The sequence below is a fragment of the Deltaproteobacteria bacterium genome (genome assembly GCA_020845895.1).
Classification (GTDB): domain Bacteria; phylum Lernaellota; class Lernaellaia; order JACKCT01; family JACKCT01; genus JADLEX01.
In genome coordinates this window covers 1-15,517 of the sequence record JADLEX010000062.1, presented here as the reverse complement: position 1 = coordinate 15,517, position 15,517 = coordinate 1, and the positions used below count along the sequence as shown (strand labels likewise).

Genomic DNA, 15,517 nt, shown 5'->3' with positions numbered 1-15,517 from the left:
GCAGTCAAAGTGTGCTACGGCGAGACATACTTGGAGCAGTTTGTCGGACGGAATCTGGGGGATTTCTTGACCAAACTGCGCGGCGAATTTCCGCCACGGAGCGCCGGTGGCGCGGCACACCTAACCAAGGGGACTCAGCCGCTCAAGGCCATCACCGAGCGCGTGACCCTCGAACGGGCTGCCTACCTCGGAGGCGATGCGGAGATCGATTTCTATTTCATTTCTCCGGTTGACGTGCACGCGGAGATCACTCACAGCAAGAAGGGGAACGCGGTGACCCCGATTTTGACCGTCGCCTTGTCGTCCCGAAATTTGTGTGCTCTACTCATCGAAGCAAAGGCCGAGCTCGACCGCCTGGGCATTTTGGGAGAAGTCCTATGAGCGTCACGTCTCTGGATCCGGATCCGACGTTTCGGTCTGAAATTTTTCGGGCCAGTCGTCGCCCAAACGTGAGCGTGAACGGCGACGGGGTTCGGCGATCGGCGTCGGGTCGGTTTTCAAAGTTGATTGTCGCCACCGGGTTGGTTTTCGCAACTGCCGTATCTGCGGATTTTGGCACCTTCCCTTGCGCTGCCAACGAAGTGACCGCGAGGGAGTCCAGCACCGCCGATGTACCAAATGAGGCCGGTTCGTCATTCAGCGGCCTGTTGGCGTCCATCGCCTCCGACACGCCGGTCATAGCGTCCGACTCCCTGCGAGGACTCGCGCGCCAAGTCGCCGAGCGCCAGGGCACCCTCACTCAAGACGAAATCAACGCGTCGATTTCGAGGATCGCGCTGAGCGAATCCCATTTGAAAGACTGATCCAGACGCCTCTCGCGTGAACATCAACTGGGAATACAAAGACGTTCACGGATACGAGCCCGTCCTTCGGCGCGCAAGCGAGGAGGTGCTCGGAAAACTCGCGCGCCGGGAGTGGAACGTCGTCGAGCATTCGAACAACACGCGCCCGGTCCACCACTTGCTCTTCCAGGATCTCACCCCTCCGGACGCTCCCTATTTTGCGGGTCACTATCGAGGTGAGGACTTTTCTGGTCTTCTCAATTATTTCGTCGAAATTCGTTCGGACCCGCTCGTCGGCACCCACCCTCGGCTCGTGTTTCAGAAAATGGATTTTCTGGGTCAGTCGATTCGTGCCGCAATTGGCGCTCTCGACGGAGTGATAGCTCGAGGCGAGCGCCGATTCACGGAAGATTTCGCCCTGAAAATTGCGAAGGTGTCGGCATGGATTTTCGTTACGTTTCTCGGCATCCATCCGTACGCCAACGGAAACGGGCATGCCGCGCGGTTCATCGTCAGATTGGTTGCCTGGCACTATGGCTACTGGGCGGGAGCGTGGACGATCGAGCCGCGTCCGGGCTTGCCGGGCGACGGCACGGACTACTCGTCCGCGATCTACCTCTACCGGCGCGGCAACACAGAGATTTTGGAAAGGGCGTTTTTGCTCATGCTTCTGGACGGTGCCGGGAGCACCTGATTCTGATCCATGACTCGCTCCTTAGTCGGTTGGAGCGGAGTTGGGACAGATTGTGCCACCCGACGACTCTCCGGCTCCGCAGTCGGCTTCGGCGGATCGCTCGGAAAGACATGCATGTAGCAGTGGGCGCACGGACGGAAGGCCCGTTCGCAGGACTGGTTGATGCGCGCTCCTTCGCGAACGCATCCGTTTCCCCTCGATGGTTATTGGACCTGCAACGTGGTAAGAATATGGGTCGCGATAACGAGAGTCGAGATAAGGTCGGGAGTGCGTCCATGCGTTATTCCGGTTTCGTGGTCTTGGTGTGCTGCGTCCTCGCGGGCGTCGGTTGCGGCTTCGGCGGTGATGATGACGACGATGGCGGCGCACAGTTTCAGGTGCCGACCGACGACGACAACGACATCGCCGATGACGATGCGTCGGACGACGACGCGGATGACGACACGTTTCCGCCGCTGCCCGACGACGACGCGGACGACGACGCCGATGACGACGCCGACGACGACACGGGCGAGGTCGGCACGTCGGGCTGGTTCGATCCCACCGAGTCGGACGGCTTCTACTCCATGCCCTTCCCGAACGATCTGCGTATCGAGGCCGACGGAACGATCCGGGTACTTGACGCACCCAACCCGCGCGGCTCGCTCTTCGTCGATCGCTACCTCGGGGTCGGCGATCGCGACGTGAAGGGCTTCGGGGCGAACTCCGCGGTGTTGATGCGTTTCACGGATTCGATCGACCCCGCGACGCTGCCCGCGGATGAAGTGGAATCGGCGAGCGACACGTCGAGCGCCTTCCTCGTCAGCATCGATCCCGACTCGCCGGATTACGGTCGCCGCTATCCGCTGCAATTCAAGTACAATGACGAGGCGACGGTGTACGCGCCCGAGCATTTCCTCGTCATGCTGCCGCTGCAGGGCGTGCCTGCGGAGTACGGCCGGCGCTACGCCGCCGTCGTGACCACGCAGGTCGCCGACGCCGTGGGCGATCCGCTCGTACCGCCCGACGCGCTCGCCGATGCGCTCGCCGGCACGCACACCGACGCGAAGGTGAACGACCTGATGGAACCGCTCGCCGACTATCTGACCGCCGAGGGATACGAGACGGATGAAATCGCGCTCGCGACGGTCTACACCACGAGCCGCCCCATCGACCGCATGGTGGCGATGCGCGATCAAGTCTATGACATGACGCTCCCGGCGATCGACACGAACACGCTGGAGCTGCGCGACGACACTGGCGATTATTGGGGCGTGTCGGGCGATCTCACGATCCCGATTTATCAGCAGGGCGACGTACCTTATGTGCTGAACGGCGGAGATATCGCGTTCGACGACAGCGGCGTGCCCATCGTCCAGCGCACCGAGACGACGCGGTTCATGCTCACGATCCCCAAGGGAGCGATGCCCGAAAACGGCTGGCCGCTGCTGGTGTATTCGCACGGTTCGGGCGGCAGTTACCGCTCGTTTGTGAGCGACGGCACCGCGAAATGGCTGGCGCGCAACGGCATCGCGGCGGTGAGCATCGACGCGCCGCACCACGGCCCGCGAAATCCCATCAGCGAGGATTCGGCGTGGGAGTCGTTCTGTTTCTACAACGCGCTCAATCCCGCGGCCATGCGGGACAACGGGTATCAGGCCGCGACGGAGCTGATGGCGGTGCTGCGCGAGACGCTCGCGCTCGCGGTGCCCGGCGATCTGCTGGCGTCGTCGGATGCGGACACGGCGATCGCGGACGATGACGGCGAGCCCGACGCGATTTTCGATCCCGAGTGGGTGTTTTTCATGGGCCACTCGCAGGGAAGCACCGTGGGGCCGCTCATCACGGCGGTCGACCCGCACATTCGCTCGGCGTATTTCTCCGGCGCGGGCGCGAGCTTTTTGTGGAATATCCTCGAAAAAGCGAATCCCTTCCCGATCCGCTACGTGCTGCAGATTGCGCTGCATCTGTCGGGACCCGAGGCGAACGCGGAACTCGACGTGTTCAATCCGATGCTCAATATCGCGCAGCATTTCGCCGAAAACGCCGACACGATGAGCTTCAATCCGTACTTCCATCAGCGGCCAGTGCCCGGCACGACGCCCAAGAACGTCATGCAGGCGCTGGGCGTCTCGGACACCTACGTGTGCCTGCAATGCCAGGGGTCGTTCGCGGCATCGTCGGCGATGGATCTGATTGCGCCCGAGGAAAACCCCGACGCCTTCACGCGCATGGTGTGGACGGGCGGCGAGATCCTGCCCGACAGTGGCGTTACGGGGAACCGCATGGCCTGGGACGGCGAGCCGGTGACCTCGGCGATGGTGCAGTATCCGCAGCATCCCGACGGCGGCGACGGCCACTTCGTCACGCGGCAGTACGAGTCGATGCACCGGCGCGTCGGGTGCTTCTTCCGCACCGAGATCGACAACGGACTTCCCACGGTGGTGAACAAAATCGAGGACGAACTCGCGCCCTGCGACGAGTGACGCGAACGGGGCGCGGACGGGCCTACAGCCAGTAGATCGCGGCGGCGGCGGCGGCCGAGAGCGCCGAGGCGGCGGTCAGGGCGACCTTCCACCACGCGTGCCGGCGGCCTACCCAGGCGTAGTCGGCGTCCTGCGTGAAATACGCGGCCCAAAGGCGATGTTCGGATTCGGGACTCATGCCAAACGCTGTATCGAACGATTCGCGCCGGGACTTGAGTGAAAGCGGCGAAAAACCGTCGCCGAGGTGAGAAGTAGAGCGTCTAACCCTTGACGCTGCGTGCCGAGCCGGCGCTCGGCGTTCCCAGCGGGACGGTGGAAGGGCATCTAACCCTTGACGCTGCCCGCCAGCATGCCGCCGACGAAGTACTTTCCGAGCGCGATGTAGATGAGCAGCGTCGGCAGCGAGGCGACGAGCGCGCCGGCCATCTGCGTGTTCCATTGGCTGATCATCGAGCCCGACAGGTTTTGCAGGGCGACGGTGACGGGCTGCGTCGCGGGCGAACTGGTGAGGGTGACGGCGAAGAGGAACTCATTCCAGATATTCGTGAATTGCCAGATCGCGACCACGACAAAGCTGGGCAGGCTGATGGGAAGGAAGATGTGGCGGTAGATGCCTAGCAGCCCCGCGCCGTCGATGCGCCCGGCCTCGACCAGTTCATTGGGGATCGTGGCGTAGTAGTTGCGGAAGATGAGCGTGGTGATGGGGATGCCGTAGACGACGTGGACGAGCACGAGCCCGGCGATGGAGTTGTACAGGCCGATCGTCTGCATGAACTTCACGAGCGGGATCAGAATGCTCTGGTACGGGATGAACATGCCGAACAGGACGATGGTGAAGAGCGTGTTCGATCCGCGAAACTTCCACTTCGACAGGCAGTAGCCGTTGATGGACCCGATGAGCGACGAGAGGATCGTGCCGGGAATCGTGAGCACCAGGCTGTTGACGAGCCCGTGCCCGAGCCGCGCAAAGGCGGTGGAGAATCCCTCGGTGGAGAGCGCGGCGGGCAGCGACCACATCGCGCTGCCCTGCGCCTCGGCGAGGCTCTTGAGCGCGGTCGAGAGCATGACGTAGACGGGCATCACGAAAAACATCGCAAACGCCGCCAGCACGGCGTAGATCGTGACCCGGGAGAGGGAAGGCCGTGCGCTCATGACACGTCCATCCGGCGGCTGTAGACGAGATAGGGCACGATCAGCAGCGCGACCATGACGAGCATGACGATGCCGATGGCCGCGCCGCGGGCGAAGAAGTCGCCGCGGAACGTGATCTCGAACATGAAGATGCCCGGCATGTCGGTCGCGCGGGCCGGGCCGCCCTGCGTCATCACGAAAATCAGATCGAAGATTTTCAGCGAGATGTGGCCGAGGATGACGATCGCGCCGACCGTGACGGGCAGAAGCTGCGGCAGAAGGATGTGGCGGAAGATCTGCGCCTCGTTCGCGCCGTCGATGCGCGCGGCCTCGCGCACGTCGTCGGAAATTCCGCGCAGTCCCGCGAGGTACTGCGCCATGGTGAAGCCCGCCATCTGCCAGATCGCGGCCATGGCGACGCACGTGAGCGCGAAGCGCGGATCGGTGATCCAGCCCCACGCGGAGGTGTCGAATCCGAGCGCGCCGAAGAGCGTGTTGAGCCCCGAGGTGGGGTTGAAAATCCACACCCAGATGGTGCCCGTCACGACGAACGAAACCGACATGGGGAACATGAACAGGTTGCGGAAAAATCCCTCGCCGCGCAGGCGGCGGTCAAGCAGCGTCGCGAGCAGCAGGCCGAAAAACAGGTTGCCCGCGAGAAAGAGCAGCGTGAATACGCCCGTGTTGACGAGGTCGGCGCGGAAGCGCGGAAGCCCGAAGAGCGAGCGATACTGATCGAGACCGACGAAATTGTAGGTCGGCGCGAGGCCGCGCCAGTCGGTCATGGAGATGAATGCGCTCCAGCCGATGAAGCCGTACACGAACACGATGACGGCAATCGCCGACGGCGCGACGATCAGGGCGGACAGACGTTCGGAACCCGAAGAGCGATTCATGGGCGAACCCGTTTGGCGCGCGACGAAGCAGCGCCGCGTTCACTCTAGAAAATCGCGCGCGGCGCGTCGAGACGGTCGGCGGGTTTACATCGCTCGCGATTGCGGGTATGTCCGGTGCGAAGTCCGAACCTCGAAAAGAGGACTTGATGATGAACACCCGAATCCATGCGGACCTTGCGTGAGGGATCGCGTCGCGTGACGCACGCCGATCACGGCGACGTCGCGCCCTGAACGTTCCCGAAAGTCAGGTCAAACCCCGCGCCGCCGCGCCCGTCGCGCAGCGCGTGCGAGTGCGTGCGCAAGTGCGAATGTTCGCCGCGCCGCATGGAGGATCGCCGTGTTCACTCCGTCAGAATCGTGCACGCCCGCCGAATTGGGCTGGGACCCGTATTTCGAAAATCAGTGGCAGCAGACGGTTTCCGATGAAACCCCCGCGCGCATCGCCGCGGAGTATCGCGGCGAATACGTCGTCTGGACGGCGTCGGGCGAAGGCGGCGCGCGCCTGTCCGGACGCTTCCGTCACGAGTCGTCGGACGAGACCGCCGTCGCCGTCGGAGACTGGGTGGCGCTCGACGCGCCGCCGAACCGCGACCGTGTCGCACTCATCGTTCGCGCACTGGCGCGCCGAACCGCCATCTCGCGCGGGGCGGCCGGTCGCGAGACCCGCGAGCAGGTCATTGCCGCCAACGTCGATCGCGTGTTCATCGTCTGCGGACTGGACGGCGACTTCAACGTCCACCGCATTCAGCGATATCTCGCGCTCGTTTACGCGGGCGGCGCCGTTCCGGTCGTCGTTCTGACCAAGATGGACCTGTGCGACGACTCGGCGGCGCGTGTCGCGCAAGTCGAGGAGGCGTGTCCCGGCGCGTCGGTGCGTTCGATCAGCGCGCTGTGCGGGACGGGGCTCGACGAGCTTCGCCGCGAGATCCTGCCGGGGCGGACGGTCGCGTTGGTCGGGTCGTCCGGCGCGGGCAAGTCCACGATCGTCAACGCGCTCATGGGCGACGTCGTCATGGCGACGGGCGAGGTGCGCGCGCACGATCAGCGCGGACGACACACGACGACGCACCGCCAGATGATCGTGTTGCCGGGCGGCGGCCTGTTGATCGACACGCCCGGCCTGCGTGAACTGCAACTGCCGGGCGAGGACGGCCTCGACGTGGCGTTCGCGGACATCGCTCAGTTCGCCGCCGGGTGCCGATTCGCGGACTGCCGTCACGAGTCCGAGCCGGGCTGCGCGGTGCGCGCCGCGATCGAGCGCGGCGATCTCGACGCCGATCGCTTCGGGCACTACGTCCAACTCGACCGCGAGGCCAAAGCGTACGAGCTTCGCCACGATGTGCGCGCGGCGCGTCAGGCGGAGCGGGCATGGGGAAAGATGACCCGTGGCGGCGACCAGGCACGGCGGTTCAAACGGGGGCAATGACGACGCGCTTGCGCGGCGAATCGGGATTGCGTTAATGGCTGCGTGACTGACGCGCAATCTCACGCTCGGGGGACGTCCCTGACCGACACTCGCTTATCGTTCGACCGCGTGTTCGACGCGCTGCTCGTCGCGACCGGCGTTGTACTGTGGTCGACGAACGTGCTCGCCATGTGGCCGTTCACGGTGGACGACGCGTACATCACGTTTCGTCACGCACGCCACTTCGCGGAGACGGGCCTTTCCACGTTCAACGTCACGGGTCCACCCGCCGAGGGGGCGACCTCATTTCTGTGGACCTGCGTGGTGGCGATCGCGCACCTCGCGACAGACGACGTCACGGTCGTCGCGAAAGTCATTGGCGTGGGACTGATGGCGCTCGCGTTCGTGGCGGCGATACGGCTCGCGCGTCGCTGGGCAGGTGATGAGCGCGCGGATCATGGACGTCGCGGCGGCGCGCTCGCCGTCATGATGCTCGGCGCATGGCCGGCGATTTCGGTCTACGCGGTCTCGGGCATGGAGACCTCGCTCGGCGTGCTCCTCGCGCTCGTGTTCGTCGAGCGTTTGCTCGCGGCGATCGACGAGTCATCGTATCGGCGATGGAGCGTGGCTGCCGTCGTCGCGTTTGCGCTCGGACTCGCGCGGCCCGAGCAAAATCTTTTCGTCGCCCTCGCGATTGGCGTCGTCTTCGCCACGCGCGCTTCTTCGCGTCGTCCCATGGCGACGGCGACGGCCGTCTGGTGCGTCGTGCCGGGAGTCGCATACCTCGTTTGGCGCGCGCACGCCTACGGCGTTGTGATGCCGCTCCCCTTCCATATCAAAGTTGCGGCCGACACCGGTCGCTGGCCGGGTTGGGGGATGGTGCGCTCGTTTTTGATCGAGATCATCGGCCCGCTGTCGATTCCCATCATCGCGGGGCTCTTCGCGGTGGGTCGCCGTTCGTTTCCGATGCTGCCGGGCGCAGTTGCGATCCTCATCTTTTTTTGCGCGACGAAGCCGATGATGGACTTTTCCTGGCGCTTTCTCGCGCCGGTCGCGGCGCTACTCTTCGTCGCGGCGGGGTGCGGGCTCGCCGCGCTCGGCGACGCGATGTTCGCACGCTCGCCGCGTGCGCTGCGCGACGTGGCGATCGCGGGCCTCGCCGTCGCGATCATGCTTCAGCACGCCGGGGCGCGCGCACAGGAGATCGAACACTACAACTCTTACGCGACGGGACTGCGTCAGGCGCACATCCCGCTCGGGCGTTTTCTCGCGAAGCACGCGGCGCCGCGCGATCCGCGAGAGCGCCTGCTCGTCATCAGCGACGCGGGCTCCACACCGTACTACTCCGGCTGGCGGACCATCGACACGTTCGGTTTGAACGAGCCGCGTATCGCGATCGATCACGACCGCGGAGCGGGCTGGATTCTCGATGCGCAGCCCGATGTGATCGTCGTGATTTCGCGGTCCGCCGATTCCTTTCGGGCGCGGCTCGATTTCGAGGAGACGATTTGGCGCGAAGCCGACGCGCGCGGTTACGTCCATGCGAAGTCGATTCAATTCGATACGAACTACTATTTGTGGATCATGACGCCGCCGGGCGGCGACCTCGAAGCGCCGCTGCGGGCGTGGTCGCCGCGCGCGGAAAAGGCCGCCGTGAAGTGAAGACAATTGTGATATGATCTTGCGCGTCGATCGGTCGTTCTTCCGATCGCGTGATGAATTGCGGTTTTTCCGGGAGTGCCAGCGATGCTGAACACGAAACTGTTCCTTTGCGCTGCATTGGTGTTCGCGACGGCGATGTGCGGCTGCGACTCGGACGATGACGATGCGGATTCGATTGGAACCGAACCCGTCGACGACGATGCGATGGACGACGATTCGGCGGCCGATGACGATGCCGACGACGATGCCGACGACGACGGGCTTCCGGTCGATCCGTTCCGCTATCCCGGGCGTCCCGGGCCGTACCCCGTCGGCAACACGTCGTACTTTCTCGAGGACGAAACCCGCGCACTCGGGTGCGGCGAGGGGAATCGCCGACTCGTCGTTGAGGTCTGGTATCCCGCGTCGGACGACGCCGACGCGTATCCCGAAAACACGCTCTACGATTTTTTCCTCGATCAGCAGGAAGAGGCCATAGCCGCATTCGCCGAGCACGGCGACCTGCCGCCGCCCGACAACTACCCCACGGGTTCGTATCGCGACGCGCCGTTGCGCGACAAGCCCGCGGCCATGCCGCTCATCGTCTTCTCGCACGGATTCACGAGCAGTCGTTTTCAGAATTACAGCACGGCCAACCGGCTCGCGAGTCACGGCTACGTGGTGGTGAGCCCCGATCACACCTGCAACGCCCTCGTCGCGCCGTTTCCCGACGGCATCATCGGCTTCTCGCTGCTCGACGTTCCGTTTACGATCTTCGAGCGCGTCGCCGATGTGCGTTTCCTGATCGACGTGTTCACGCAGTCGCCGCCCGTGCCCTTCGAGGGGCGCATCGACGCGGATCGCGTCGGTATCATCGGGCACTCGTTCGGCGGATTCACGGTGAGCGAGACGATCAAGCACGAGCCGCGCGCCCGCGCTATGGTGCAGCTCGCGGCGTTCGGGCTGCCCGGCGTCCCCGAAGAGGTGACCGCGCCGTCGCTCTTTCTGCGCGGCGGGCAGGACAAGATCATGGCGCCCTTCGGCGCGTTTCACGACGCGTATCGCGACCAGATGCCTACGCCGAAGATCGAGCTGGCGTTCGCCGACACGGGGCACTTTGCGTTCAGCGATCTGTGCGTGTTCTCACCTTGGCTCGCCGCCGACGGCAACGGCTGCGGCGAGGAAACGCGCATCGGTTCGGACGAACTGTTCACGAACCCAACGCCCGCCGAGATGAACGAGATGATGAGCCCGTACATCACGGCGTTCTTCGGCGCGGTGTTCTTCGGCGAATCCGAACTGTGGCACTACCTCGAAACGAACCATCACCCTGAGCGCGTCACGCACACGTTCTGGCCGTGACCGAGCGACTTACGGCGCGATGGGTTCGATCCTCGCGTGAACGTGCTTGTGCCACGGCGTTCCCGCGATGGGATCGCGATCGGCCCCGCTCGTCAGTTCGTTGGGCGCGACTCCGACGTGCGTCCCGTCGTCAAACATGAGCCCTTGGCCGTTGGGCAGCGTGATGTGTCCGGGCCGCAGCGTGTCCGAGATCCGCACTACCGCCACCGCGCGGCCCCGCTTCGTGACAATCGCCGCCCGCGCGCCGTCGGCAAGGCCGAGCCGCGAGGCATCCTCGGGGCTGACGCGCAGCGCGCCTTCGCGGTCTTCGCGTCGCCAGTCGGGATCGCGATACACGGTATTCGCCGTCGAGCCTCGCCGCTCGCCCGCCGCAAGGATGAACGGGAATTCGCCATCCGCGGCGCTCGGATCTTCGGTCGCCAGCGAACGCAGCTCGTCGACGAGTTCCGGCACCACGAGGCGGATGCGCCGGTCGGGCGTCTCGACGCGCTGCCACGTCGCATCGGGTTCGTCGACGGTGAAGATGAGGCCGGACGGCGCGTCCATCACCGCGCGAAACAGCGCGTTGCCCAGCTCCAGCGGGTCGTCCCCCGCGACGCCCGCGCGGCGCACGGCGTCGGGGTAGGTCTGGGCGCATGTTTGTGCGAGTCCCCAGATCACCGCCGCGTCGGTCGCGCCTTCCGGCAGCGCCGATCCGAGCGTCTCGCGCAGTACCACCGGCGCGAGGTTCATGATCGTCGGGTTTTGCATTGTCGCGCCAAGAAACGCCATGCCGAAATCGGCAAGACCGTTTTTGGCCGCGGCGCGCAGTTCGTCGAGAGGCAGTCCGTCGAGTACGCCGAGGTGCCTCACGAGCCGTGTGTGGATCTCGCCTTCCGTCAGCGTGCCCGGCAGCGGATCGAAAACCGGGCGACGCAGATGGAACACGTTCTCCGGAAATTCCAGGTTGAAGAACGTGCACTCCCACTTTTCGTATTGGCTCGACACGGGGAGCACGTAGTGCGCGAGACGCGCCGTTTCGGTCATCGCGACGTCGATGACGACGAGGCATTCGAGCGCGCCGAGCGCCTCGCGCATACGCGGGCTGTCGGCCAGCGAGTGCGCCGGGTTCGCGCTCTCGACGATCATCGCGCGAAAACGCGCCGGGTGATCGGTCAGGATTTCGTCGGGAATCACATTGCACGGCACGAGCCCGCCGATGAGTCGATGGCCGCCCACGGGCGAGCCGGCAGTCTTCGCGCCGCCCCCGCCGCCCAGGCTCGCGAACCGCGAGTGGATGTTCATCGCGCCGCGCTTCGCAAAGTTCCCCGTGAGCAGATAGAGCAGTTTTTCGAGCCACGAACCGAGTGTGCTGTGGGGTGCCTGCTGAATGCCGAGGTCCTCGAGCACGGACACGCTCGCCGCGCCCGAGATGCGGCGCACGACGGTCTCGACGAGCGACGCCTCGACACCCGCGATCGCGAGATAGCGTGAGATGTCGATCTCGCCGAGCAGTGTGGTAAGTTCGTCGAATCCGTTACCGTGGGTCGCGAGAAATTCGCGGTCGACGAAATCGTCGCGAATCAGCATCTCGGCCATCGCGGCCAGCAGCCATGCGTCGCGCCCGGGCTTCACCTGCAAATGGAAATCGGCCATCTCGGTCGTCTCCGTGCGGCGCGGATCGATGACGACGAGTGTGCGCGTCGGGTCTGCCGCAATGTCGTTCAGCAGTTTTCGCGCGCGCGGAAATCCGTGCGAATGCCACGGATTCTTGCCCACGAAGACCGCGACCTCGGCGTGCTCGATGTCGGGGCAGGTGTGGCAGCGCGGCTTGCCGAACAGCTGCCCGTCCACCCAGAACTCGCCGGTCTTTTCCTGCGCGAGCGCGTTCGAGGTGTAGCGCGAACCCAGCGCGGCGCGCGTGGCGCGACCGTACGCGCCGCCGAGATGATTGCCCTGGCCGCCGCCCCCGTAGTGAAAGATGGTCTCGCCGCCGTGTGCGTCGCGAATCGCCGCGAGCTTCGATGCGACCTCGCGGATCGCCGTGGCCCAGTCGATCGTCTCGAAGCTGCAGTCGGCCCGGCGGCGCAGCGGCGCGCTCAGACGGTCGCGACCGCTCTGGTAGTAGTCGAGCCGCTGCGGCTTTTCGCACAGATATCCGCGCGACGCGGGATGCGCTTTGTCGCCGCGAATCTTCGCGATCCGCCGCCCCTCGGGCTGCACCAGCAGCCCGCAGTTGATGCTGCACAAAACGCACGCGGTCGGCTTCCAATCGGCGGTCATGACGTCGTCCTTTTTTCGCGGGGCTATTCGTTTCGCGGCGGCGCGGACGGGTGTCTGGGCGTACGTCGCGATCATCTCTTTGATCTTCGGGGTCATTTCTCGGCACGCACAGTGCTTCGCGTGCTCCACGTGCCAGGCGACCCGCTGATCGACGGTGGGGTTCTTCGGCATCTTGTGGGCGTTGTGCCACTCGGCATTGATGGCGATGTCTCGCTCGGCTTTGTTGGGCATGACGCACTCCCCGGCCCCAAAAAAGGCCCAGATCATTGCACGCAGCAACAAAACACGATTTCATCGGCGTGTCGAATCGGGAGACGAAAGATGGCGAGAGCCGAAACGGGAGCCGTCGAAACGTATGTCGCGTTGCTGCGAGGCATCAACGTCGGCGGCAAGAACGTGCTGCCGATGAAGGAACTCGCGCGCCTTTTCGCGGATGCCGGCGCGGCAGACGTCCGCACGTACATCCAGAGCGGGAATGTGGTCTTTCGCGCTGGTGCGAAAGTCGTCGCGACACTCGCGAGCCGCGTCGGCGATGCCATCCGGCGCGAGTTCGGGTTCGATTCGCCGGTCATTCTTCGCTCGGCGGACGAACTGCGCCTCGCGCTCGAGCGGAACCCCTTCGCGAATGAGGATTCGGAGCGCCTGCACTTCATGTTTATGCGCGACGAACCCGCGCCGGAGCGCGTCGCGAAGCTCGACCCGCACCGCTCGCCGCCAGATCGATTCGCCGTGCGCGGGCGCGAGGTCTACCTGCACCTACCCGGCGGCGCGGGAAAGTCGAAACCCACGAACGCGTACTTCGACGCGACGCTCGCGACGATCGGAACGATCCGCAACATGCGGACCGTGATCGCGCTGATCGCGATGTGCGGGCAGGGTTAGCCTTTGGCGTATCCGTCGATTTTCATTGACCCGGCGGGCGGGGGCTGATACCTCTGGTCGCATCCCCGGCGAAAGGACAACGGCATGGCGGGCAAACGCACGGTCGCGGCGGTGGTCACACGGCGATTCGCCGCGTCCGCCGATCGCGTGTTCGCGGCGTGGCTCGATCCCGCCGCGGCGATGCGCTGGTTCGGCCCTGGGCAGGGCGAGGTGGTGCGCGCCGAGTTCGATGCGCAGGTCGGCGGGCGATTCTCCATCGTTCAGCGGCGCAACGGCGCGGACATCGACCACACAGGGGTATATCTGGAAATCGCCGCGCCGCGCCGCCTCGTGTTCACGTGGGGGATCGCGCCGGAATCGGGCGAGGGCTCGCGCGTCGCGATCGACATCACACCGGACGGCTACGGCTGCGTGCTCACGCTGCGCCATGAACTCGATCCCGAGTGGGAAGACTTTCTCGACCGCACGCGCGATGCGTGGGCGAAGATGCTGGACGCGATGGGGGAGGTCGTGGGATCGTCCGTCTGAGTGCCCCGTCCGTCGCAGCCCTCCGCCGACGCGTAGCGCTTTGGCGGAGCGGCGCGGTGGCGCAGGCGTGGGTGCGGACGCAGCCGCACGGTGATTTGTGGTTCCCGCGAAGCCGGGGACATCCAGCGCGTAGCGATGGGTGTCCCCGATCGCGGCATCAAGATCTTGCGTTTCCCGCGCACGCAGCGTCCATATATATGGTACGCTTCGCCCGATTATGCCAGCAACATTGCCCAAGCGCCCAAGAAACGGCGGAGGCCGCCGAGTGTTGCGACGTTGCAACAGTTCCGTGCCGGTCGAATTCTTATTGCGAGAGCCGATCGGTGCCCCACAATCGGTCATTCCTCGCCCCACCCTAAGAAGGCAACCTAGCATCTCCCTCGTGGCATTCCAGCGTCCAAATCGTGTCATTCTGAGCGCAGCGAAGAATCTTCCCATCCCCACGGGCGAGCCGACTCGCAAGACGATTTCCGCCCTGTTATTAGCCACTTACGCGTCAATCCTTTATTGCGAACCTGAAGAATTCTTACGGCTTTTCTGATCGGTCGGCCCGCCAATCCGGCTGCGTTCCATCAGTTGCAGAAATATTTTTCGCCCGTTTGAAACACCTCTTGCGTCGCCCGGTCGAACGAGTGTATCCGTTGAACATCGAACATCGAACATCGAACATCGAACATCGAACATCGAACATCGAACATCGAACATCGAACATCGAACATCGAACATCGAACAGCGACCCGGCTCTCGAACCGCAAAGGGAGGACGCCATGGCGACGGTCAATTACTATGTGAATCCGACGACGGGCAACGACAGTTGGGATGGAACCTCGCCGACATTTGTCAGCGGCACGACCGGCCCCAAGGAACACATTTCCGCGATGATCGACGCGCTGCCCGATCCGATCGTCGACGACGTCAATATCAACCTCGCGGGGACGGTCGGCTCGCCGGCGATCTATCTCGAATCGGCGGGCAAGATCTCTCTCTTCGGGTTGCGTTTTTTGGGCGCGGGCGCCAGGCTGACGATCCTCCCCGGAATCTGGAATCAGCTCAACTACGTCGGTGGCGGCGATCCCTACGGCGGTTCGGGTTCCTGGGATCCGACCGACGGGAACAAACCGTGCGTCATTCCCTGCGTGGAGATGGACGGCGTCAACCGACCCATCAACATCACGGGCGTCACCATCGGCGGGATCTACACGTCGTCCCCCGGCATGAAGATCGGCTTCGGCAACATGCTGATCCTCAACTACTGCGCGGTGGGGACGTTCGCCATCGGCGCTTACGTTCAGGGCGGCGGCCTCATGCTCGTCAACAGCGCGTTCACACGCAATCGGATCGGCGTGCTGGCCGAAAACAACGCGCAGATCTTCTGCTTCGGCGACAATTACATTCACGACAGCCTGCGTTACGGTTTTGTGGTGCGGTGGCGATCGACCCTTTCGTTCGGGGTCTGGTGGCTCAATTCT

The 15,517-nt window shown here is 64.5% G+C and carries 14 protein-coding genes; 10 read left to right on the top strand and 4 right to left on the bottom strand.

From position 1 onward, the window contains the following. Nucleotides 1-66: 66 nt before the first annotated feature. The 4 genes from IT350_08955 to IT350_08940 all read left to right on the top strand — a co-directional run bounded on the left by IT350_08955 (nucleotide 67) and on the right by IT350_08940 (nucleotide 3,941). Nucleotides 67-381, top strand: coding sequence for a hypothetical protein (locus tag IT350_08955; protein ID MCC6158171.1), 315 nt, complete (start codon nucleotides 67-69; stop codon nucleotides 379-381). Further along, complete coding sequence (locus IT350_08950) at nucleotides 378-803, top strand: hypothetical protein (GenBank protein MCC6158170.1); 426 nt, start codon at nucleotides 378-380, stop codon at nucleotides 801-803. The genes IT350_08955 and IT350_08950 overlap by 4 nt, the downstream gene beginning before the upstream one ends. Before the next feature lie 85 nt (nucleotides 804-888). Beyond that, complete coding sequence (locus IT350_08945; GenBank protein ID MCC6158169.1) at nucleotides 889-1,476, top strand: Fic family protein; 588 nt, start codon at nucleotides 889-891, stop codon at nucleotides 1,474-1,476. A gap of 275 nt (nucleotides 1,477-1,751) precedes the next feature. Further along, on the top strand, nucleotides 1,752-3,941 hold the full coding sequence (locus tag IT350_08940) for a hypothetical protein (GenBank protein ID MCC6158168.1): 2,190 nt from the start codon (nucleotides 1,752-1,754) through the stop codon (nucleotides 3,939-3,941). 22 nt (nucleotides 3,942-3,963) lie between these two features. On the opposite strand, the gene IT350_08935 is transcribed toward IT350_08940, so the two are convergent. The 3 genes from IT350_08935 to IT350_08925 all read right to left on the bottom strand — a co-directional run bounded on the left by IT350_08935 (nucleotide 3,964) and on the right by IT350_08925 (nucleotide 5,968). Next, nucleotides 3,964-4,119, bottom strand: coding sequence for a hypothetical protein (locus tag IT350_08935; protein ID MCC6158167.1), 156 nt, complete (start codon nucleotides 4,117-4,119; stop codon nucleotides 3,964-3,966). 146 nt (nucleotides 4,120-4,265) lie between these two features. Further along, complete coding sequence (locus tag IT350_08930; protein MCC6158166.1) at nucleotides 4,266-5,093, bottom strand: carbohydrate ABC transporter permease; 828 nt, start codon at nucleotides 5,091-5,093, stop codon at nucleotides 4,266-4,268. Continuing rightward, entirely contained in the window at nucleotides 5,090-5,968 is an 879-nt protein-coding gene (locus IT350_08925; GenBank protein MCC6158165.1) for a sugar ABC transporter permease, read from the bottom strand. Before IT350_08925 ends, IT350_08930 begins: the two co-directional genes overlap by 4 nt. A gap of 337 nt (nucleotides 5,969-6,305) precedes the next feature. On the opposite strand from IT350_08925, the gene rsgA reads away from it, so the two are divergent. The 3 genes from rsgA to IT350_08910 all read left to right on the top strand — a co-directional run bounded on the left by rsgA (nucleotide 6,306) and on the right by IT350_08910 (nucleotide 10,376). After that, nucleotides 6,306-7,394, top strand: coding sequence for a ribosome small subunit-dependent GTPase A (gene rsgA / locus IT350_08920; GenBank protein ID MCC6158164.1), 1,089 nt, complete (start codon nucleotides 6,306-6,308; stop codon nucleotides 7,392-7,394). Nucleotides 7,395-7,502: 108 nt separating this feature from the next. Next, nucleotides 7,503-9,035: a hypothetical protein gene (locus IT350_08915; GenBank protein ID MCC6158163.1), complete on the top strand. Its 1,533-nt coding sequence runs from the start codon at nucleotides 7,503-7,505 to the stop codon at nucleotides 9,033-9,035. Between the two features lie 84 nt (nucleotides 9,036-9,119). Further along, a complete protein-coding gene (locus IT350_08910) occupies nucleotides 9,120-10,376 on the top strand; it encodes an alpha/beta fold hydrolase (GenBank protein ID MCC6158162.1) in 1,257 nt (418 codons plus the stop codon). 9 nt (nucleotides 10,377-10,385) lie between these two features. Here the strand turns inward: IT350_08910 and IT350_08905 are convergent, their stop codons facing one another. Further along, nucleotides 10,386-12,638 carry a molybdopterin-dependent oxidoreductase gene (locus IT350_08905; GenBank protein MCC6158161.1) on the bottom strand — a complete coding sequence of 751 codons (2,253 nt, stop codon included), beginning with the start codon at nucleotides 12,636-12,638 and terminating at the stop codon, nucleotides 10,386-10,388. Nucleotides 12,639-12,959: 321 nt separating this feature from the next. Here IT350_08905 and IT350_08900 point away from each other — a divergent pair, with 321 nt between their 5' ends. The 3 genes from IT350_08900 to IT350_08890 all read left to right on the top strand — a co-directional run. After that, nucleotides 12,960-13,520 (top strand): DUF1697 domain-containing protein, encoded by a 561-nt coding sequence (locus IT350_08900; protein MCC6158160.1) that lies wholly within the window; start codon nucleotides 12,960-12,962, stop codon nucleotides 13,518-13,520. An 84-nt stretch (nucleotides 13,521-13,604) separates the two neighbouring features. Further along, entirely contained in the window at nucleotides 13,605-14,048 is a 444-nt protein-coding gene (locus IT350_08895; GenBank protein MCC6158159.1) for an SRPBCC domain-containing protein, read from the top strand. 767 nt (nucleotides 14,049-14,815) lie between these two features. Beyond that, a partial coding sequence (locus IT350_08890) for a hypothetical protein (GenBank protein MCC6158158.1) occupies nucleotides 14,816-15,517 on the top strand: 702 nt, incomplete at its 3' end.

Coding starts and splice junctions, on each gene's coding strand:
- IT350_08950 (MCC6158170.1), top strand. CDS start 378: ATGAGCGTCACGTCTCTGGATCCGGATCCGACGTTTCGGTCTGAAATT.
- IT350_08940 (MCC6158168.1), top strand. CDS start 1,752: ATGCGTTATTCCGGTTTCGTGGTCTTGGTGTGCTGCGTCCTCGCGGGC.
- IT350_08935 (MCC6158167.1), bottom strand. CDS start 4,119: ATGAGTCCCGAATCCGAACATCGCCTTTGGGCCGCGTATTTCACGCAG.
- IT350_08930 (MCC6158166.1), bottom strand. CDS start 5,093: ATGAGCGCACGGCCTTCCCTCTCCCGGGTCACGATCTACGCCGTGCTG.
- IT350_08925 (MCC6158165.1), bottom strand. CDS start 5,968: ATGAATCGCTCTTCGGGTTCCGAACGTCTGTCCGCCCTGATCGTCGCG.
- IT350_08910 (MCC6158162.1), top strand. CDS start 9,120: ATGCTGAACACGAAACTGTTCCTTTGCGCTGCATTGGTGTTCGCGACG.
- IT350_08905 (MCC6158161.1), bottom strand. CDS start 12,638: ATGACCGCCGATTGGAAGCCGACCGCGTGCGTTTTGTGCAGCATCAAC.
- IT350_08900 (MCC6158160.1), top strand. CDS start 12,960: ATGGCGAGAGCCGAAACGGGAGCCGTCGAAACGTATGTCGCGTTGCTG.
- IT350_08895 (MCC6158159.1), top strand. CDS start 13,605: ATGGCGGGCAAACGCACGGTCGCGGCGGTGGTCACACGGCGATTCGCC.